This is a genomic window from Vibrio sp. B1Z05 (assembly GCF_052955985.1).
The window spans coordinates 1,142,169-1,162,343 of sequence record NZ_CP130463.1 but is presented as its reverse complement, the minus strand read 5'-3'; the positions used below and the strand labels follow the sequence as shown (position 1 = coordinate 1,162,343).

The window sequence follows — 20,175 nt, the reverse complement described above, 5'->3', positions numbered from 1 at the left end:
TTTTACTGCGTAGCGGTGAGTGATTTGGCTTTACATAGAATCGATGTCAGACGAAAGAGAGGCAAAAAGTAAAATTGGAAGATAAATAGTTAAGATGTTGTCTATCCACTATGGACTGCAAAAAAAATGGCCATACATAAGTATGGCCATTTTATCGTTACACGATAGCTTTTAAGCTTAATGTCTAAGACTCAGCTTGATGAAAAATTTGTTCAGTTTTCAACTCGGTCATTGCACGGATTTGACGCCAAATATAATAAAAAATACCCAACATCATTAACATGCTTGGGATAGCAATCACTGGATAACTGTATAGAGTCAATTTACCCAACTCTTCATTGAAAGCCGCAGTTCCGGCAGGACTGGTCACAATGTAAGTGGCTAACACATAATTCATTATCGAAGAGAAGGCGAAAGTACTGGCAAAAAAGTAATTTGAGTTCATCAAACAGCGGTCAAATGCTTGCTCATTCCCCGACTCTTTTAAACGCTCTTCAATCAGAGACAGATTCAAAATCGATTTATTAAACACCAGCTTTTGCATCAATGGATGACGAGTGAATGTCGAGCCAAGTACTGCGATGCCAATTAACCCAGGGATTAATGCTTCTTTAAACGCTAACCACTGCGTATCTAATTCAAGTAAACCGATACCGCCAGTTAAAAGGACACTGACAAAACCTAAAGCTGAGATAAAGTTAAACTTTTTGTCTCGAATCAGTTCCAAACCACCGTAAGCAACAGGAAAAGCCAGCGCCACTATCAGTGAATACACAGTGCCTAAATGTTCCTCTCCACTGAACTTCATTAAAATAAATGAAGGGATAAAGACATTAAACAGGATCTCAAAGAGTGGATTTGATTTCTTTTTACTCACGTTACTCATAATTTACCCATCTCAGGTACAGTATTCTTATTAAATGGTGAAGGATTGTTCCTTGGGTTGTTGTAAATGTAAAGTATTTAAGTTCAAAAATCGTAACAAAAAATGCGCAAGCCATCAGAGCTTCACATTGAAGATCAACAGTTCAGTCATTTACTCATATTTTCTATCATATCACTGCTATTTCAGTCTATAACCTCAATGGACCAATAACCAAAAAGCAATAAAGTGACATAAGGTGAACGTTTTAAATAAGCAAATACGGCCATTTTCACATATCGATCAAAACTCAATCAAAAACCATTTATTTGGACCAAAATTCACTCACATACAGGATAATTTAAACATGAACAACCGCCAAATGCGGTTAATTTACCACTTCTTGTTTAAACTTTGACATATGCCATCCTGTGACTATTCGGCCCATTTTCCCTTACAAAACTGTCTTGTCAGTCACAAAAACTCATACAATATTATTGTAATCTTTTCGTCATCAAATAAAGAACACACTTAATGAGTGAGAAAAGATTATGAAAAAAATGTATCTAGCACTAGCTATCGCAGGTCTATTAGCAGGTTGCGCAACTCAAGGTAACAACGCTCCTAGCGCGACTCCAGCAAAAGCAACGGCAACAACAGCTATGGCAACTGGTGACAATCTAATCGTCGATCCACAAATTAGTGAGTTCCGTGCTAACAGTGGTAAAAGTGATGTTTGGGTTAAAGACGCAAACAAAAGTGAAGGCCTAGGCGATGTAGGTAGCTCTAAAGTTTCTGCATTCCAATCAGACGAAGGTTCTGCTCGTCTTCGCTTTGTAAGTGCAAACGATGACTTCTCTGCAACTCCTGGTCTACTACAAACAGTAAACGGCCTATCTGCTAACACCGATTACGTTTTCTCTTTGTACTTTGAAGACAGAAAAGGTGCAATGTCTCCAACTGAACTGATCGCAGGTGTTGAAGGCATCGACGGTAAAGTTATTGAAGAAAAAACAGTGAGCGCAGCTGATCTATCTGATGCCCCTCACGCTGACAGAAAATCATTCAAACAAGTGACTGTTGCATTCAACTCTGGCAACAACACTTCAGCAACTGTCTTTGCTAAGCTAAAACTTGCTGATAAATCTGCTCTAAACATGGATGGCAACATCGGTAAACAAACTGAAGTTCGTGTTGACGGATTCTCTCTAACAGCAAAATAATCTTACTGACTAAGACTATTTAGAGAACACTATTGAAAAGCGACAATCATGATTCATGATTGTCGCTTTTTTATTGATTGTCTGGTGCTGAAATGTAACCGCGACTCACTTACAAATTACGAAATTCGGCATGCGTTTTACGAGAATCCGAAGTAACAAATGCTTCCATGTCACGCAAAGTGACTTCCATCTCGGAAAAGTCTTGCTCCATAACGCTTAATAACTCTTTCGGCGCACGACCTGATTGCCAGGGTTTTTGCTTCATTTGATGATCAAACTGTTGTTGTCTGGTCTGAAATATCTGCGGAGTCTGTTTCTCTAACATCAAGCTAGTGGCAAAATACGCCAATATCATTAAAAATCCGCCTCCTAACAGAGTTGCCGAAACAAATAATATCCGCACAACCCAAACTTCAAAGCCAAATCGAGCCGCAATGCCCGCACATACACCGGTCAATTTACCTTTGTGTGTGTCTCTGTATAAGCCTTTCATTGTCCGGATCTCCAGTTTGGCGATTCCGCGTCTAATATTTTTTCAAGGTTTTCAATTCGCTGCTTCATAGTGACCGCTTTTTGCGATAACTGTTGCAGCTGCGCTCGCTCGCTTTCGGATAAGCCTTGGTTTAATTTACGCTTACTTCTGTAATGCAGTATTAGCCAAAGCGGCGCAACAAAAATTAAAAATACACTCAGTGGTACAGTGATCAGTGCTGTAGACATCTAACCCCCTAATAATTATTTATTAACGTTATCTTTCATTTTTTGCAGTTCTTTTTCTATCTCATCATCGGCTTGCAACTGGGCAAACTGATCGTCTAAGTTTGATTCTTGGCCCATTTGATAACTATCGGCGTCAGCTTCTAATCGATCAATTTTTTGTTCGTACTGCTCAAACTTAGCCAAAGTGTCTTTGGTGCGGCTATTGTGCAAATGTTGTTGAATATCTTTGCGGCTCTTAGCGGTATTTTGACGCATAACCAGCGCTGATTGTCTGGCTCGGGTTTCATTGATTTTGTTTTCCAATTTGCCCACTTCATCACTCAATTTAGTAATGGTCTCTTCTAGCAATGTTTGCTCGGTTTGCAAAGACGCAAGCACTTTACTCATGCGCTGTTTTTCAATTAATGCCGCGCGGGCTAACTCTTCTCTTTCTCGACTCAATGCCAACGAAGCTTTTTGTTGCCAATCCCCTACTTGCTCTTCAACTTGGATAATACGTCGCTGCAAATCTTTACGCTCTGCCAACGCTTTTGCAGAGTTGGTGCGCACCTCAACTAAAGTATCTTCCATTTCTTGAATAATAAGACGAATCATCTTTTCTGGATCTTCGGCTTTGTCTAACAAAGAGTTGATATTTGAATTTACGATGTCAGCAAAACGAGAAAATATACTCATTTTGGTTCTCCTTAATCTACAGTGAACACAGCAATAAAGTGTCAGCAGTAAAACATCACGATGTAATATTGACGTTCTACGTTAACTATCCCAATTGCCTCTACTATCTTTGACTATCCAAATATCATGCCAAATTGTATCTGACCCCTTTTGCTTGACTCTCTTTTACTCAAATATGCTCTACACAACACGTTAACGCTAGTGATTATGGGAGATATACAAAACCACTCATAAACCCAATCCAGATCCCACTCTGTGTTATGCAACACGAAATATTTTGACTTTGAAGGCAAATAGTAAATTATTAACCAATAATCGGTGAAAAATACCAACAGGCATAAAATGAAGCAGACACTCATTGGTCAATCGAGCCCTTTTCTGGCTGTATTAGATAAAGTCTCAAAGTTAGCGCCTATTGAGCGCCCTGTTTTAATTATGGGTGAGCGAGGAACAGGCAAAGAACTCATCGCCCAGCGTTTGCACTATCTTTCCAAGCGTTGGGACCAGCCTTTAGTTAGCCTTAATTGCGCCACGTTAAATGAAGGCGTTGTTGATTCGGAGTTGTTTGGTCATGAAGCCGGTTCATTTTCTGGCGCAACCGGTAAACACTTAGGCCGCTTTGAACGCGCGGAAGGTGGCAGCTTATTTCTCGACGAACTGGCAACTGCGCCTACTTCAGTACAAGAGAAATTACTACGAGTGATCGAATACGGAGAATACGAGCGTGTTGGGGGTAGAAAAACCTTACAATCAAATGTCCGTTTAATTTGTGCCACCAATGTCAATCTTTTGCAACTGGCCAAGCAAGGTGATTTCCGCCATGATCTTCTCGACCGACTCGCCTTTGATGTGATTCATCTGCCTAGTTTACAGCAACGCCAAGACGACATTTTATTGCTAGCTGAGCACTTTGCCCTGCGTATGTGCCAAGAACTTGCACTGCCTCTGTTTGCAGGTTTTAGTTCGCAATGTCAGCAACAGTTGCTCGATTACCCATGGCCGGGGAATGTTCGTGAATTAAAAAACGTGATTGAGCGTGCGGTTTATTTAAATCCTCAGCCAAGCCAGCCTATTGCAGAGATTATCTTCAATCCCTTTCAAGCGCTTGCCACCATTGAAGATAAGCGTCATACGACGCCAAATCAGCAAGATATTGAAAATAAAATATTTTCTTTGCCTCTTGATTATAAAAACTGGCAACAAACACAAGATATAGAGCTGCTTAAACAAGCGTTAAAACAAGCACAACATAATCAAAAGAAAGCCGCAGGTCTGCTAGGCTTGAGTTATCATCAGTTTCGAGGAATGCTCAGAAAGTACAAAATGGTTTAAGATCAAGCGTTAACCTAATGGAGCTTACAGGATAGAAGTGTTAAATTATGCAGTTCATTTTCAAAGAGCAATCAATGGTACGTCAGAATATGCAGACGGATATCTGGAAAAAACTGAAACTTGGATTTCTAGGAGCGTGTTTCTTAGCCCTAACCGGCTGTGGAGAAGTCAACGTTTCTAATCAGATAAAACAAGATGGTTTCATTTTTTGTGGTCAAGGCACACCAAGCTCTTTTAATCCTCAGTTAGTGAATAACGACTTAGCGGCGGATACCGTTGCGCCGCAAATTTTCAATACCCTGATTCATTTTTCTAACCTTAATTCTAAGTTAGAGCCAATGCTCGCTAGCAGTTGGAGTGTGGATAAAACGGGGACTCGCTACCAATTTAACTTACGCAAAGACGTTTCATTTCAAACCACGTCTTGGTTTACCCCAACGCGTTTATTTAATGCACAAGATGTAGTGTTTACCTTCAAGCGTGTCATTGATAGCCATCATCCGTTCCACTACGTTGGTGGCGGTCACTATCCTTGGTTTGACGCCATCGGCTTTAAAAACATTTTAAAAGACGTTATCGCCATTGATGAGCACACTGTAGTCTTTGAACTCAATAAGCCTGACAACACCTTTTTGTCTAATCTTTCGACTACTTATGCCAGCATTCACTCTGCCGAATACGCCAATAATTTGATGAAAATTGACCAAAAACAACGCCTAGATCGTTACCCAGTTGGGACGGGGCCTTTTTATCTGGATCAGTTTAGCGTGAATGATTTTATTCGCTTACGTCGTAACCCTGACTTTTGGGGCTCCCCTGCTAAAATGAAGCAAGTGGTTCTAGATATCACCTCGCGTGGCACTGGCACATTGGCAAAGTTATTGCGTAATGAATGTGACGTACTGTTTTCACCACGTTCAAGCCAAATTCCAACCATTCAAGCGCACCCAGATCTTGAGTTACAGGCCTATCCTAGTATGAACGTGGCATTTGTCGCCTTGCGTACTTTAAACCCAGCGCTCCATGACAGCCGAGTGCGTAAAGCGTTGAACCTTGCCATCAACCGTGACTCTATTATTGACTCAGTTTATTACGGCTATGGCGTACCCGCGTATTCAATATTGCCTCCAGAATCTTGGGCGTATGAGAAAAATTCGTCACAAGTTCGTTATGACCGGAATTATGCACGAGCCCTGATTCGTGACGCGGGTTATGCCAACGGACTGGAGCTTTCTATGTGGGTATCCCTTGAACCTACCGCTTACAATCCAAGCCCGAGAAAAGTCGCTGAATTGCTTCAATCCAACTTTGCCGATATTGGCGTAAAACTGAAAATTTTCTTAGATGAGCGCTCAACGTTTCAAAGCATCGCTGACGCGGATTTAATTCTTTCTGGATGGAGCGCCGATACTAGCGACCCTGATAACTTTTTCAGACCACTATTATCATGCAACGCCGATCATACTACGGTAAATATTGCGTCTTGGTGTAATGCCGACTTTGATTCCATCATTGATTTGGCTAAAGAAACCAAGCAAAGACGTTATCGTTTGAACTTGTATCATCAAGCACAAAACTTGCTTGATGAAGAAGTCCCTATTATCCCTATTGCGCACGGTATGCAATTTAGAGCAAAACACAAAACATTAAAGGGTTTTAACGAGAACCCATTTAATACCCTGAGTTTTGAAAACGTTGAGAGGAGAAAATAGTGTTTATTTACGCCGTTCGACGTTTAAACTTATTCATCATCACATTACTGATCTTAACCTTAGTGGGCTATAGCATTTTACGTCTAGACCCTACTTCACCTTGGGCCATCTCTGATTTTTGGCAAGGATGGACGCTTTATTTACAAGAGATCAGCCATTTAAACTTTGGCATTACCGCGCAAGGACAACCTGCATTTGAAGAAGTTAAAGCCGTATTCACAGCCACATTAGAATTATGCTTTTTTGCTTTCATTTTGGCACTGTGCATAGGTTTACCGTTGGGAACACTTGCCGGAGTAAGACAGAATAAATGGTCAGATAGATTAATTTCGTTCTTTTCTATGGCAGGATATTCAGCGCCTTTATTTTGGGTGGCACTGTTATTGGTGATGCTATTTTCACTGCGCCTTGAATGGTTGCCTATCTCAGGTCGCTATAACCTTTTGTACGACATTCCGCATATTACCGGCTTTGCCATGATTGATGCATGGCTAAGTAATAGCCCTAATCGAGAAGCCGCCTTTGCCAGCGTTGTCATGCATTTAATTTTACCCGCTCTAGTTCTCGCCTTGGCACCCACTACGCATTTTATTCGCTTGATGCGCGCCTCAGTTGCCGACGTCATCGGTAAGAATTACATTCGTGTGGCACGCATTAAAGGTTTGTCCCAATTAGAGATCATCCTGCAACATGTCTTGAGAAATGCGATCCCCCCTATCATTCCACTGATAGGCGTTCAGCTATCAAGCATGCTGACCTTTGCCATCATTACCGAATCCATTTTTAACTGGCCGGGCATTGGCCGTTGGTTACTGGATGCGGTTGCCAATCGTGATTACGTCTCGATACAGGCAGGCGTAATGGTGGTTGCCAGTTTTGTATTGGCGACACAAATTTTATCAGAGCTGATTGGCACTGTGATTAATCCACTAGCAAGAAAGGAATGGTATGCTAAACACTAGCGTTTATCTCGAAGAGAGCATACCCACGCAAAGAGAACGTTTCTGGCGTCACTTCAGAAGCAATAATTTAGCGATGTTTGGGTTATGGAACCTTGGTTTCATCTTTATCATTACGTTAATTTCACCGCTTATTGCGCCTCACGATCCGTTGGCGCAATCGTCGGTATTGCTGCAGGCCCCTTCTTGGGCAAAAGAAGGCAGCATTGAATATTTTCTTGGCACCGATGATTTAGGGCGCGACATTTTATCGCGCCTATTAATGGGCTCACAAATCACACTAGGCTCAGCGATCTCGATTACCTTAATCGCCGCCTTTATTGGTTGTTTTATTGGCGCATTAGCCGGAATGACCAAAGGATTACTGTCCAGTATCCTAAACCACATCTTAGATACCGTAATGTCGATCCCTTCATTATTATTGGCGCTGATTTTTGTGGCCTTTTTAGGCACCGGCATGACCTCAATTATGATGGCTATTTGTCTGGCACTGATCCCAAGATTTATTCGTAGTGTGTATCAAACCATTCATGCTGAAGTCGAAAAAGACTACATCATGTCGGCAAAACTCGATGGTGCTGATAACTGGTATTTACTGACCGTATCCATTCTACCCAATGTATTAGCGCCCATTACCGCAGAATTTACCTTTGCCTTAACCGTCGCGCTTCTTGATATCACCGCACTAGGCTTTTTAGGCTTAGGTGCACAAGCACCAAGCCCTGAATGGGGCGCGATATTAGGCGATTCGGTAGAGCTTATCTATCTTGCGCCTTGGACGGTAGTACTACCAGGACTGGCTATTATGTACAGCGTAATCAATATCAACCTTGTTGGTGAAGGCATTCGTGATGCCCTAAATGCGGGAGTCGAATAATGCCAGTTTTAGACTTTAGACACGTCACCATTGAAATTGAAACTCCACAAGGCATTGTTAAAGCAGTAGACCGCATGAGCCTCACTATCAACGAAGGTGAAATTCGTGGCTTGGTGGGTGAATCCGGTTCAGGTAAAAGTCTATTGGCAAAAGCCATTGTTGGACTGGCAAAAGACAACTGGAAAATCACGGCCGATAGAATGCGTCTGGGCGATGTCGACTTGTTGGCACTCAAGCCCAAAGAGCGACGCAAAGTCATTGCGCGTGAAATTGCGATGATTTTTCAAGAGCCATCCACTTGTCTTGATCCTAGTGAACGTGTCGGCCAACAGTTAGCCGAATCGATTCCTTCACGCACTTTCCAAGGCAAACTTTGGCAACGTTGGGGTTGGCGCAAAAAGACATCAATTGCCCTACTGCATAAAGTAGGTATTAAAGATCACTCACGAATCATGCGCAGTTACCCTTACGAGCTAACCGATGGTGAGTGTCAAAAAGTAATGATCGCTATGGCCATTGCCGCTAAGCCTAAAATTCTGGTGGCCGATGAACCTACTAATGACCTTGATCCTATTACACAGACGCAAATTTTAAAATTGCTCAGTCGTATGAATCAACTTCACAACACGACCATTATTTTGATTGGGCATGATCTTGCCGCCATTACTCAGTGGGCGAAAAAAATCACGGTTATGTATTGTGGACAAAGTGTCGAATCTGCACCAACCGAACGCTTGATGAACGGCGCTAAACACCCGTACACTCAAGCCCTGCTTGAAGCACTTCCTGATTTTAGTGGCCGTCTTCCGCACAAACAGAAGTTACAATCTCTGTCGGGAAGTATTCCACCGCTGCAGCATTTGCCGATTGGTTGTCGCCTTGGACCTCGCTGCCCTTACGCGCAACACAAATGCGTCAAAGCGCCGTTTTCTAAAAAAGAAAAGGGCCACAAGTACAACTGTCACTTCCCTCTTAATACTAAGGTTGTTGAATGAGCTCGTTATTAGAGGTGAGAAACCTAAGCAAAACTTTTGTTAACCGTTATGGCTTGTTTAGAAAACAACATTTTGAGGCGGTAAAACCTGTCAGCTTTACCTTAGAGCCGGGGCAAACTTTAGCGTTAATTGGACAAAACTCATCGGGGAAATCCACTTTAGCCAAGATGATTGCAGGCGTAATTGAGCCAAGCTCAGGTGAAATTTTTGTAAATGGCGAAAAGCTTGAACACAAAGATTATTCCACGCGTTGTAAGCTGATTCGAGTCGTGTTTCAAGATCCCAACTCTTCACTGAATCCACGCATTCAAATTGGGCGAATTTTAGAAGGGCCGCTTAAAAGAAACACCGCCATGACGCCAGAGGCGCGCAAAAAACGAGTCATTAGCACCTTAAAACGAGTCGGTCTGCTGGCTGAACATGCCTATTTTTATCCGCAAATGTTAGCTGCAGGACAAAAGCAAAGAGTCTGTATTGCCAGAGCATTGATTTTGCAACCATCGATCATCATTGCCGATGAAGCGCTCAACGGTTTAGACATGGCGATGCGCTCACAGATCATCAATCTATTATTAGAACTGCAAGACGAAATGGGGCTGTCATTTATCTATGTATCCCAACAAATAGGCATTGTTAAGCACATTTCAGATAAAGTAATGGTGATGGCAAACGGTGAAGTGGTAGAGGCTGGTGATACCCAGCAAGTGCTCTCAGATCCTGCGCACCCTATTACTAAAAAGCTAGTGGATAATCACTTCTTTAAAGCGCCAAACTATTCGAAGTAATACAAATCACACTAAGTAAGTGATCAGAACTAGCGCAGGAAAAATGCTCGAGAACAGGCAGGATTTTTTGATAAGTAGTTATTCTACAATCAAAAATTCTAACGCCGTTATCGAGTATTTTAACAAGCTAGAATGACCAGTTATTTAGTACGATTGGTATAATCCTTCCATTGCAGTCAATAACTAAAAAAACCAATGCATAAAAAAGGGCTGGATGATCACTCATCCAACCCTTTTATTCATTTCCGCTTAGCGTGAAATTATACTAGCTCAGCTTGTAGCCAAGGCCAGCCTTGTTTCTTACGGCTTAGCGTATTTTCCATCATAAGAACGCCGTTATCGGCGTGCTTGTCTAGCTTAGCGGCCCACTCACCTTTGTATAGAAGACGAGTTGTTGCGGTAGTAATGTCTGTTAGCATTACTGCGGCAAAGGCTAGGCTATCTTCTTCACAGCGACGCACTAAGTCTTGTTCTAGTGCTTCAATTTGACCGTCTACTTGCTCTAAAGTCGCCAGTTCGATTTGACCAACAACCACATCACGACCGTTGAATGGGTACGCTTTAAGATCTTTCTCAACTAGTTGTGCTGGAGTTAGACCTTCAATGTCTGTTTTCGCAATCAATAGCGCTTTGATGAATGCATCTACATCGTCAACACCGGCAATTTTTGCAAGCTCTTGAACCGCATCTTTATCTTTTTGCGTACATGTTGGAGAAGCGAAACCGACGGTGTCAGACAAAATAGCCGACATCATAAGTTTTGCGATTGCAGGAGTAATTTCAGCACCTTCAATTTTGAACATGTTGAAAAGAACAGTACAAGAACAACCTACAGGCCAGATCCACGCTTCAAGTGGGTTTACTGTCATCACATCACCAAGACGGTGGTGATCAACAATGCCCAAAATTTCAGCGTCGTTTACATCGTCAGGTGCTTGAGCTAAATCACTGTAATCAACTAGCCAGATTTTTTCACCTGCAACTGAATCACGAAACTCTGGTTGCTCAACGCCAGCAACTTCAAGAATGTGTGCTGTCTCACGGTTGATTTCTCCTTGACGAATTGGCTTAGCGTCTAGGCCACGAGCCTTAAGAAGTTCGGTAGCAGCCAATGCTGAACAAATACTATCGCTATCTGGGTTTTTATGACCAACAACTAAAATCATTACTGTTCCTATAATGTTATCCAATGTTACGCCTAGGATTAGACGTTAAAGTTGGAACATTATACCCAATCGATTGCAAGTTTCTAGATGTGTAATGCCCTTCTTCCGACATCATTTCATCCGTTAGGTCTGTGAAATTGACGAAAAACCTTCGTTTTATCTATACTTTTCCTAGTACATAAAACTGGGAAGTTTCAAACTCTGTTACGCGACACTCAAACCGGATTCAATTGACCTAGTTTTGACACTATACCCCGATAAAAACTATCAATTTTAGTTGAGTCGGTGTATCTTTTGCTCGCTAAAATATATGTTCCTAACAAGTTGAATTGCATGTTTAATTTCGCCAATTTTTACCAATTAATCGCTCAAGACACCCGCCTACAGCCGTGGCTAGAAACTCTACCTAAGCAACTTGCCGACTGGCAAAGTGCCGAACATGGCGACTTTGATCGTTGGTTACGAGCGCTTAATAAGATCCCTGCCTTAACGCCTGACAATATCGAACTTAAGTATGAAGTGAATGTTTCTAACACTCAGCCTCTTATTGATGGCGAGAAAAAGAAGCTAGAAAACCTACTTAAAACCTTCCACCCATGGCGTAAAGGCCCATTTACGTTGCACGACATTCACATTGATACGGAATGGCGCTCGGATTGGAAATGGGATCGATTGCTACCTCACATTACCCCTCTTGAAAACCGCTCAGTATTAGATGTTGGCTGTGGAAACGGATATCACATGTGGCGTATGTTAGGTGCAGGGGCGAGATTATGTGTTGGTATTGACCCATCTCATCTTTTCTTAGTGCAGTTTGAAGCGGTACGTAAGCTGATGAACGATGATCAACGTATTCATCTTCTCCCGTTAGGCATAGAACAACTACCTGAACTAAAAGCGTTTGATACTGTCTTTAGTATGGGCGTGTTATATCACCGACGCTCTCCTCTTGATCATATTCTGCAATTGAAAAATCAACTGTTACCTGGCGGTGAGTTGATTCTTGAAACCTTAGTCATTGAAGGGGACGAGAACGCTGTGTTGGTACCTGCTGATCGCTACGCACAAATGCGCAACGTGTATTTCTTCCCATCGGCAAAAGCGCTGAAAGTGTGGATGGAAAAATGTGGTCTGGTTGACGTCAGAATTGTGGATGAAAACACCACTTCTGTTGGTGAGCAAAGAACCACGCAATGGATGACACATAATTCATTGCCAGAGTATTTGGACCCAGAAGACCCTAGCAAAACCATCGAAGGGTACCCTGCTCCACGACGCGCCATACTTATTGCTAAAAATCCTAGTTAAAACATTGAAAGTTCAAGATGTTTTTTCCTTAGACTGACGAAAATTTGCAATAAGTGTTCTACACTTAACTTTATGAATCTAGGCGATTTTCGCCAGAGACTGAACCAATAACAAATATGAATAGGTTTTCGATGCTCAAGCATTTTATCGCGTTATCCGGAATCGTGCTTTTATCTGGATGTGTTCCGTCAAAAGCAACGCAACAAGCGACACAACAATATAGAACGGAATCTATGCAAGCCGTTAAGTCATCAGAAGAGAACTTATCAAAGCAAATCGGTGATGTGAGTACGTCAATCGATCAACAAAATGCCCAGATAGAAAAGCTACAACAGCAAATTTTAGTCATGTCTACTCGTGTCAATAATTTAGCCAAGCACAATGCAAGAGCACTACTTGAATTTCAGTCCCAAGCTCAAACTAAGAAAGAGCCAGAAAAACCTAAGCAATTACCGCCTAATGATAATTTAGTGGTGTTAGGTTCTATCGAAACGGTGCATTTCAAAGAAATTAATAAGTCATTTGAGGCTCGCATCGATACAGGTGCTGCCACATCATCATTAAATGCCACGGATATTCATAAGTTTGAACGTGATGGTAAAAAATGGGTGAAATTTAATATCTCGGAAGAGACCTCTACCGATAAACCTGCCGAAGGAACGGATGAAACAGCACAAAAAGAACCAATTATTGTTGAGGCTCCCTTTATTCGTTGGGCAAAAGTTCGTCAATCAAATGCTACCGAGTCACACAGACGACCTGTAGTTGAGCTGTGGATTAGCCTAGGAGATGTAAGACAAAAAGCGCAATTTACATTAACCGACCGCTCGCACATGAGCCATCCTGTGCTTTTGGGACGCGAGTTTATCAAAGACATTGCTTTAGTGGACGTCAGTAAAGTATTTATTCAAACAGAAAAACTGCAGTGACATATTAGGTCGCAAATATAATAAGGATTGTTATGACTTCAAGAGTGCCGTTTTACATATTTATCGCCCTGCTCGTAGTGGCCGGTGCCGCGCTATCAATTATGCGACACACCGCCTATGGTGTTCCTTGGACACCGGGAGAAAGTCGCGAACTTTGGGATATTGAAGCTCGAGTTGAATTGGTTGCCCAGGGCGAGCCAGTTACCGTGTCACTCGCTGCACCCGGAACTCAAAATGGTTTCACGTTAGTCGATGAATCAGCATCTTCACCTGGCTATGGTGTGGCGTATGTAGATTCTGACATTGGCCGCCGCGCTGAATGGACTATCCGTTATGCCGATGGACCGCAAACCATTTACTACAAAGCTCAATTTTTAGTCGACCCGCAAGCGAAAGTAAAAGCCGTTCCGCCGGAAGGTCCAATTGAAGCACCTACCTTTGATGGCCCCCAGCAAGCTGCCGCGCAAGCCATTGTTGACGAAGCAACCAAGCGCAGTGCTAACGATGAAACCTTAGCTCGTGAGGTGATTCGTAAACTCAATGATCCAAACAGTCAAAATGCCGCATTGCTGCTTAATCAGTTTACTAAGCAAGAAGCATTAGCGGCCCTACTCTCTTTTGCCGAGGTGCAAAATAAAACCGTTGGGGTTGTGCATTTAGAAGACGGACGTCGTCGCCAATCTATCAACCCTATGGTGGAAGTATGGAACGGTGACAACTGGATCTTGTTTAATGCCGATACTGGCGCACAAGAAAAGAGCGAAAACACGCTGATTTGGGATCAATCCAACGTCTCACTACTTGACGTTACCGGTGGTCGTAATAGCCAAGTGTTGTTCTCTATGATTGCGCAAGATATTACCCCAAGAGCGGCGACCGCCAGCAAAGTGAATGCTGACGATCTGCTGAACTTCTCTATTCATAGCCTACCTCTAGAAGAGCAATCGATGTTTAAAACCATCATGCTTATCCCTATTGGCGCGCTGATTGTGGTATTCCTGCGTATTATTATCGGCTTGAAAACCTCGGGCACTTTCATGCCTGTACTGATTGCGGTTGCCTTTGTGCAAACTCAGCTTTTGACCGGTATTGTCGGCTTCTTGCTGATTGTCGGCACAGGTTTGGTGATTCGAAGCTATCTCTCCAAGCTCAACTTGCTGTTAGTGGCACGGATATCCGCGGTTATCATTACCGTAATTTTGATTATTTCTGTATTTACCATAGTGGCGTTTAACATTGGCCTAGTGGAAGGACTTTCTATTACCTTCTTCCCTATGATCATTCTTTCTTGGACTATCGAACGTATGTCGATTCTTTGGGAAGAAGAAGGCGCTAAAGAAGTGGTATTGCAAGGTGGCGGTTCACTGTTAACGGCGGTATTGGTTTATCTTGCGATGACCAACAGCTACATCCAACACCTGACCTTTAACTTTATTGGTATGCAGCTGATTATCCTGTCTATCATTTTGATGTTGGGTAACTACACAGGCTACCGTTTAACTGAGTTGCGCCGCTTCAAACCACTGGCGGAGGACTAAATTATGTTTGGTCAATTTACTTCGCCATTTAAGATTCGTGCAAAAGGGATTATGGGCATGAACCAACGTAACCACAGTTACATTGGTAAATATAATGACCGCAGTAAATTCCCTTTGGTGGACGACAAACTTAAAACCAAAAAGATCGCTGAGATCCACGGTGCTACGACCCCTGCTCTGATTGGCGTTATTGGCCAACAAGCGCAAGTAAAACGCATCCATAAAATGGTTAAAGACTGGCCGGGCTTCTGTATCAAGCCCGCGCAAGGCAGTGGTGGTAAAGGCATTCTGGTAATTATTTCGCACAAAGATGGTGTTTATACTAAACCCTCTGGCGATACCGTGAATGAACAAGATGTGGAACGTCATATCAGTAACACTCTGGCAGGCCTATTCTCCCTTGGCGGGAAAAACGACGTAGCCGTGGTCGAGAATTTAATTAAGTTTGATGACTGCTTTGAAGGCTACAGTTATGAAGGTGTGCCTGACGTACGTATTATTGTATTTAAGGGCTACCCTGTAATGGCTATGATGCGCTTATCTACTTCTAACTCTGACGGTAAAGCCAACTTGCACCAAGGCGCAGTCGGTGTTGGGGTAGATATTGCCACAGGTCGAGCGGTAAGAGCGGTGCAGTACGATTTACCCGTGACCCACCACCCTGATACGGGTAAAGATCTGATGCAACTACAAGTGCCGCACTGGGAGCGTTTGCTCACGTTAGCGTCGAGCGCTTGGGAGATGACTGGACTGGGTTATATGGGTACAGATATGGTACTTGATCGTGAAGAAGGTCCAATGGTACTTGAACTTAACGCACGTCCCGGGCTTGCTATTCAAATAGCCAACGGCACGGGTCTGCTGCCTAGATTACAGCACATAGAGAACCTTGGGGTGCCGCTAGAGTATCCAAAACCGGCGGAGCGCGTTGCTTATGCGGCCAAACAGTTTGCGGCTAAATTTGACTAACGCGATATAAACACGTTCTGTAATAAACTCTTTATTAAACAATAAAGCTCTCTAATTTAGAGAGCTTTATTTTTTTATGGCTGTTTAACAAAGCAAAGTCTTATCGACCTAACGCTTCTTTATAGTGTACGCGACACACTGACACGTATTTATCATTGCCACCGATAGCCACCTGATCGCCCTCGGCAATCGGATTACCGGCTTCATCAGTGCGAATCACCATGTTGGCTTTACGTCCGCAATGACAAATGGTTTTAAGCTCAACTAATTTATCCGCCCACGCTAATAAATGACGGCTACCTTCAAATAGCTCACCCAAAAAGTCGGTGCGCAGACCGTAGCACAATACAGGGATATTCAGCTTATCTACAATTTCTGTAAGCTGGTAAACCTGCTCTTTTGACAAGAACTGACATTCATCGACTAATACGCAGTGATGCTGTGTGTGTTCATTTAATTCACTCATCTCTTTGAAAAGATCGGTCTCTTTATCAAAAAGGTGCGCATCCGCTTGCAAGCCGATTCTAGAGGTGACTTTGCCCTTGCCGTAGCGATTATCTAAGGCTGCGGTAAAGATCAACGGAGTCATGCCTCTTTCTTGATAGTTAAAAGAGGATTGTAACAATGTGGTGGATTTACCCGCATTCATTGCCGAGTAATAAAAGTACATTTGAGCCACGTAAAAGCCTTTCTTGTTCTTTTGATTTATTAAAAAGGGCCGATTAAATATCAGCCCTATTGTTAGTGTTTGTCACTGTCTATGCAGTTACTAATACCAAGCAAGTCAGTATTATTTACGACGCCACGTAGTTCCTTGTGGACCATCTTCTAGAACTATACCCTTCTCGTTTAGCTTATCACGAGCAAGGTCAGCATTCGCCCAATCTTTAGAGGCGCGAGAGTCGTTACGCAGTTTGATTAACGCTTCGATTTCTGCCACTTCGTCGTCAGCTTGTCCACCTTGTAAGAAGGCTTCTGGCTCTTGGTGCAAAATACCAATCACATCCGCAAGCTCACGCATCAGTGCGCCAAGCTGGCTGGCTTTCTCAATCTCGGCACCTTTAAGGCGGTTAACTTCACGAGCCATATCAAACAATACTGCATACGCTTCTGGCGTATTAAAGTCATCGTTCATCGCAGTAGAGAAGCGAGACACGTACTCTTCGCCCCCAGCAGGGGTTGCGCTTAGGTCAAGACCACGCAATGAAGTGTATAAACGCTCTAATGACGCGCGTGCTTGGTTAAGATTTTCTTCACTGTAGTTCAACTGACTACGGTAGTGACCTGACATTAAGAAGTAACGTACTGTCTCAGCATCGTAATGACCTAGTACATCACGAATCGTAAAGAAGTTACCCAAAGATTTAGACATCTTCTCTTGATCAACCATCACCATGCCACTGTGCATCCAAGTATTCACATACTGAGTGCCGTGTGCACAGCAAGATTGTGCGATTTCGTTTTCATGGTGAGGGAATTGTAAATCTGAACCGCCACCGTGGATATCGAAGTGATCGCCCAAAATAGAAGAGTTCATTGCTGAACATTCAATGTGCCAGCCCGGACGGCCTGCGCCCCATGGAGATTCCCAAGTTGGTTCACCCGGCTTAGACATTTTCCATAAAACAAAGTCTAGAGGGCTGCGTTTTGCCATTTCGATGTTAACGCGTGCGCCCGCTTGAAGCTGCTCTAGATCTTGTTTAGAAAGCTTACCGTATTCGTCATACTTGCTCACTTCAAACATCACATCGCCATTGCTAGCCACATACGCAAAACCACGTTCAATGAGCTTTTCAACCAAAGCGATAATCTCGTCGATAAATTCTGTGGCGCGAGGCTCAACATCTGGGCGCTTCATGTTCAGCGAATCAAAGTCTGCGTGCATTTCTGCGATTAAGCGCTCGGTCAAAGACTCACAGCTCTCGCCGTTTACCGCTGCGCGCTTAATGATTTTATCGTCAATATCGGTGATATTGCGTACAAAAGTTAGATCGTAACCAAGATATCTCAAGTAGCGCGATACAACATCAAAAGAGACAAATGTACGTCCATGACCAATATGGCATAAGTCGTAGATAGTTACGCCACACACATACATGCCTACTTTTCCAGCAGTGATGGGTTTAAATTCTTCTTTTTGACGCGTCAGCGTATTGTATATCTTCAGCATTTCTTCAGCTTTAACTTCTGGTGGGGATAATGTGGTTAGTATACCAACACATAACGCCTTAAGTAACATAAAACTCGGTTAGCAGTTGATTGTGCTGAGAGTTTGGTTAGAATTTGATTCGATTTCTCTACTAAATAAACGTTAAGGACGCTCTTATGATCACCCTTCACACCAATCACGGTGATATTACACTAGAACTGAACCACGAACTTGCACCTATTACTGCTGAGAACTTCGTTCAGTATTGTAAAGACGGTTTCTACGACAACACTTTGTTCCACCGTGTTATCGATGGCTTTATGATCCAAGGCGGCGGCATGACTTCTGGCTTACGTGAGAAACAAACTCGCGCAACTATCCAGAACGAAGCAAACAATGGCCTTAGCAACGCTGTTGGCACCATTGCGATGGCACGTACGATGGAACCACATTCTGCTAGCTCTCAATTCTTTATCAACATCAATAACAACACTTTCTTGGATTTTAAATCAGAAGACATGAACGGTTGGGGTTACTGTGTATTTGGTAAAGTGACTGAAGGCATGGATGTAGTAAACAAAATTAAAGGCGTGAGCACTGGTAGCATGGGTATGCACCAAGACGTTCCTTTGGAAGAAGTTATCATTACTGGTACTACAATTACTGAGTAATGCTTTTAAACCGCGCTAAGCTTGCTTAGCGCGGTTTTTATCAACAAGGAATTCACGCCGCATGCGCACACTGTTTATCTCTGATCTGCACCTCACTCCCTCGCACGCTGAAATGACAGAGGCTTTTATTCGCTTTATGCGTGAAGATGCCCCTGGCGCGGACGCTCTGTATATTTTGGGCGATTTATTTGAGTTTTGGGTGGGTGATGATGATGACTCCCCATTAAATCATACTGTGATAAACGAAATCAGAAGATTGGTCGAATCTGGTACACCATGCTTTTTCACTCAAGGTAACCGAGACTTTCTAGTGGGCAAACTGTTCCAACAAAAAAGCGGTGCAACCTTGCTAGGTGATGAAACCTTAATCGATTTATACGGAACCCCTACCCTACTATTGCACGGCGATACCCTTTGTACAGACGATGTGAAATATCAAAAGTTTCGCCAGAAGGTACATATGAAGTGGCTACAATGGGTGTATAACCATATTCCGTTGAGTCTACGTCGTAAATTGGTCAAGAAAGTACAAAACAACGCCAATGACGAAAAGAAAACCAAGTCTTATGACATTATGGATGTCAACCAAGCAGCGGTTATGGATGCAATGCAACGTCATAACGCACAATTAATGATTCATGGGCACACTCATCGTCCTAATATTCATCACTTAGATGATAATAATCGTCGACGCATTGTACTAGGCGACTGGTATACCCAAGCCTCAATTCTTGAAATTAGCGCCGAAAACACCCGTTTATATAATTGCCCATTATGATCTGATAATAAATTTGCCAAGCAGTCGACATTTTTTAATATAGACTATTCACTCTATTTATATTAGGTTTATTCTTTAATGTAATCTTTTATTATCGAAGACGTTTTTGTGTACAGTTCTTATATAGCTCGACAACCTATTTTTAATAGCAGCGGTGTTCCTGTTGCCTATGAATTACTTTACCGAAACAGTCTTATAAATGCCTGTCCCAAAATCGATGGCGATTACGCGACTCGTTCGATTTTAACCGACCTTTTACTGGATAAAACTCATAAATTACTCGATGGTATCTGCGGTTATATCAATTTTTCCCATCAAAGCATTATCGCTAAACTGCCTTTGTGTCTACCAAAAGGCAACTTTGTCATTGAGGTCTTAGAAGGCGATAGCCCAAGTATTGAACTGCTTGATGCCATCAAAGAGTTGGGCCCGATTTCAGATAATAAGTGCGACACTCATGGAAAGGTGTAGAAGAGGAAGCCAACTGCTGAAAGTGGTACGCTCTTCTCGCCAAAGAAACAAGCAGT

At 42.8% G+C, this 20,175-nt stretch carries 21 protein-coding genes; 14 read left to right on the top strand and 7 right to left on the bottom strand.

Annotated features, from left to right (window positions below):
* Positions 1 to 184 precede the first annotated feature (184 nt).
* On the bottom strand, positions 185 to 886 hold the full coding sequence (locus QV280_RS05390) for a VC0807 family protein (protein ID WP_023405451.1): 702 nt from the start codon (positions 884 to 886) through the stop codon (positions 185 to 187).
* A gap of 527 nt (positions 887 to 1,413) precedes the next feature.
* Between QV280_RS05390 and QV280_RS05385 the strand changes: the two genes are divergently transcribed.
* Positions 1,414 to 2,085: a hypothetical protein gene (locus tag QV280_RS05385; RefSeq protein ID WP_152821133.1), complete on the top strand. Its 672-nt coding sequence runs from the start codon at positions 1,414 to 1,416 to the stop codon at positions 2,083 to 2,085.
* A 109-nt stretch (positions 2,086 to 2,194) separates the two neighbouring features.
* Here the strand turns inward: QV280_RS05385 and pspC are convergent, their stop codons facing one another.
* Genes pspC through pspA form a run of 3 tightly spaced genes read right to left on the bottom strand, consistent with a single transcriptional unit; the run spans position 2,195 to position 3,480 of the window.
* On the bottom strand, positions 2,195 to 2,578 hold the full coding sequence (gene pspC, locus QV280_RS05380; protein WP_023405453.1) for an envelope stress response membrane protein PspC: 384 nt from the start codon (positions 2,576 to 2,578) through the stop codon (positions 2,195 to 2,197).
* Positions 2,575 to 2,805 carry an envelope stress response membrane protein PspB gene (pspB, locus tag QV280_RS05375; protein WP_023405454.1) on the bottom strand — a complete coding sequence of 77 codons (231 nt, stop codon included), beginning with the start codon at positions 2,803 to 2,805 and terminating at the stop codon, positions 2,575 to 2,577. The genes pspC and pspB overlap by 4 nt, the downstream gene beginning before the upstream one ends.
* A 15-nt stretch (positions 2,806 to 2,820) precedes the next feature.
* Positions 2,821 to 3,480 carry a phage shock protein PspA gene (gene pspA, locus QV280_RS05370; protein ID WP_152821135.1) on the bottom strand — a complete coding sequence of 220 codons (660 nt, stop codon included), beginning with the start codon at positions 3,478 to 3,480 and terminating at the stop codon, positions 2,821 to 2,823.
* Positions 3,481 to 3,822: 342 nt separating this feature from the next.
* On the opposite strand from pspA, the gene pspF reads away from it, so the two are divergent.
* The 6 genes from pspF (at position 3,823) to QV280_RS05340 (ending at position 10,140) form a co-directional block, all read left to right on the top strand.
* Positions 3,823 to 4,812, top strand: coding sequence for a phage shock protein operon transcriptional activator (gene pspF, locus QV280_RS05365; protein ID WP_023405456.1), 990 nt, complete (start codon positions 3,823 to 3,825; stop codon positions 4,810 to 4,812).
* Between the two features lie 89 nt (positions 4,813 to 4,901).
* The gene (locus tag QV280_RS05360; protein ID WP_039971235.1) at positions 4,902 to 6,524 is read left to right on the top strand and encodes an ABC transporter substrate-binding protein; all 1,623 of its coding nucleotides are present in this window, start codon (positions 4,902 to 4,904) and stop codon (positions 6,522 to 6,524) included.
* Entirely contained in the window at positions 6,524 to 7,486 is a 963-nt protein-coding gene (locus QV280_RS05355) for an ABC transporter permease (RefSeq protein WP_367869585.1), read from the top strand. The genes QV280_RS05360 and QV280_RS05355 overlap by 1 nt, the downstream gene beginning before the upstream one ends.
* Positions 7,473 to 8,360, top strand: a complete 888-nt coding sequence (locus QV280_RS05350; RefSeq protein WP_023405459.1) for an ABC transporter permease subunit — start codon at positions 7,473 to 7,475, stop codon at positions 8,358 to 8,360. The genes QV280_RS05355 and QV280_RS05350 overlap by 14 nt, the downstream gene beginning before the upstream one ends.
* The gene (locus QV280_RS05345) at positions 8,360 to 9,355 is read left to right on the top strand and encodes a peptide ABC transporter ATP-binding protein (protein ID WP_023405460.1); all 996 of its coding nucleotides are present in this window, start codon (positions 8,360 to 8,362) and stop codon (positions 9,353 to 9,355) included. The genes QV280_RS05350 and QV280_RS05345 overlap by 1 nt, the downstream gene beginning before the upstream one ends.
* Positions 9,352 to 10,140, top strand: coding sequence for a peptide ABC transporter ATP-binding protein (locus tag QV280_RS05340; RefSeq protein ID WP_023405461.1), 789 nt, complete (start codon positions 9,352 to 9,354; stop codon positions 10,138 to 10,140). Before QV280_RS05345 ends, QV280_RS05340 begins: the two co-directional genes overlap by 4 nt.
* Positions 10,141 to 10,400: 260 nt before the next feature.
* Here the strand turns inward: QV280_RS05340 and QV280_RS05335 are convergent, their stop codons facing one another.
* Positions 10,401 to 11,306: a manganese-dependent inorganic pyrophosphatase gene (locus tag QV280_RS05335; protein WP_023404780.1), complete on the bottom strand. Its 906-nt coding sequence runs from the start codon at positions 11,304 to 11,306 to the stop codon at positions 10,401 to 10,403.
* A 333-nt stretch (positions 11,307 to 11,639) separates the two neighbouring features.
* Between QV280_RS05335 and cmoB the strand changes: the two genes are divergently transcribed.
* The 4 genes from cmoB to QV280_RS05315 all read left to right on the top strand — a co-directional run bounded on the left by cmoB (position 11,640) and on the right by QV280_RS05315 (position 16,050).
* The gene (gene cmoB, locus QV280_RS05330; protein ID WP_023404781.1) at positions 11,640 to 12,614 is read left to right on the top strand and encodes a tRNA 5-methoxyuridine(34)/uridine 5-oxyacetic acid(34) synthase CmoB; all 975 of its coding nucleotides are present in this window, start codon (positions 11,640 to 11,642) and stop codon (positions 12,612 to 12,614) included.
* Positions 12,615 to 12,745: 131 nt separating this feature from the next.
* Entirely contained in the window at positions 12,746 to 13,543 is a 798-nt protein-coding gene (locus tag QV280_RS05325) for an ATP-dependent zinc protease family protein (RefSeq protein ID WP_152821136.1), read from the top strand.
* Between the two features lie 32 nt (positions 13,544 to 13,575).
* A complete protein-coding gene (locus tag QV280_RS05320; protein WP_023404783.1) occupies positions 13,576 to 15,081 on the top strand; it encodes an inactive transglutaminase family protein in 1,506 nt (501 codons plus the stop codon).
* A gap of 3 nt (positions 15,082 to 15,084) precedes the next feature.
* Positions 15,085 to 16,050: an alpha-L-glutamate ligase-like protein gene (locus tag QV280_RS05315; RefSeq protein WP_023404784.1), complete on the top strand. Its 966-nt coding sequence runs from the start codon at positions 15,085 to 15,087 to the stop codon at positions 16,048 to 16,050.
* A 100-nt stretch (positions 16,051 to 16,150) separates the two neighbouring features.
* Here QV280_RS05315 and QV280_RS05310 read toward each other — a convergent pair whose 3' ends face one another.
* Positions 16,151 to 16,729 (bottom strand): thymidine kinase, encoded by a 579-nt coding sequence (locus tag QV280_RS05310; RefSeq protein ID WP_023404785.1) that lies wholly within the window; start codon positions 16,727 to 16,729, stop codon positions 16,151 to 16,153.
* Positions 16,730 to 16,840: 111 nt separating this feature from the next.
* Positions 16,841 to 18,220, bottom strand: coding sequence for a cysteine--tRNA ligase (gene cysS / locus QV280_RS05305; protein ID WP_039970913.1), 1,380 nt, complete (start codon positions 18,218 to 18,220; stop codon positions 16,841 to 16,843).
* A 155-nt stretch (positions 18,221 to 18,375) separates the two neighbouring features.
* On the opposite strand from cysS, the gene QV280_RS05300 reads away from it, so the two are divergent.
* The 3 genes from QV280_RS05300 (at position 18,376) to QV280_RS05290 (ending at position 20,119) form a co-directional block, all read left to right on the top strand.
* Positions 18,376 to 18,870: a peptidylprolyl isomerase gene (locus tag QV280_RS05300; protein WP_023404787.1), complete on the top strand. Its 495-nt coding sequence runs from the start codon at positions 18,376 to 18,378 to the stop codon at positions 18,868 to 18,870.
* A 61-nt stretch (positions 18,871 to 18,931) separates the two neighbouring features.
* Positions 18,932 to 19,648 (top strand): UDP-2,3-diacylglucosamine diphosphatase, encoded by a 717-nt coding sequence (gene lpxH / locus QV280_RS05295; RefSeq protein WP_023404788.1) that lies wholly within the window; start codon positions 18,932 to 18,934, stop codon positions 19,646 to 19,648.
* 108 nt (positions 19,649 to 19,756) lie between these two features.
* Positions 19,757 to 20,119: a hypothetical protein gene (locus tag QV280_RS05290; RefSeq protein WP_152821138.1), complete on the top strand. Its 363-nt coding sequence runs from the start codon at positions 19,757 to 19,759 to the stop codon at positions 20,117 to 20,119.
* The last annotated feature ends 56 nt before the right edge of the window (positions 20,120 to 20,175 follow it).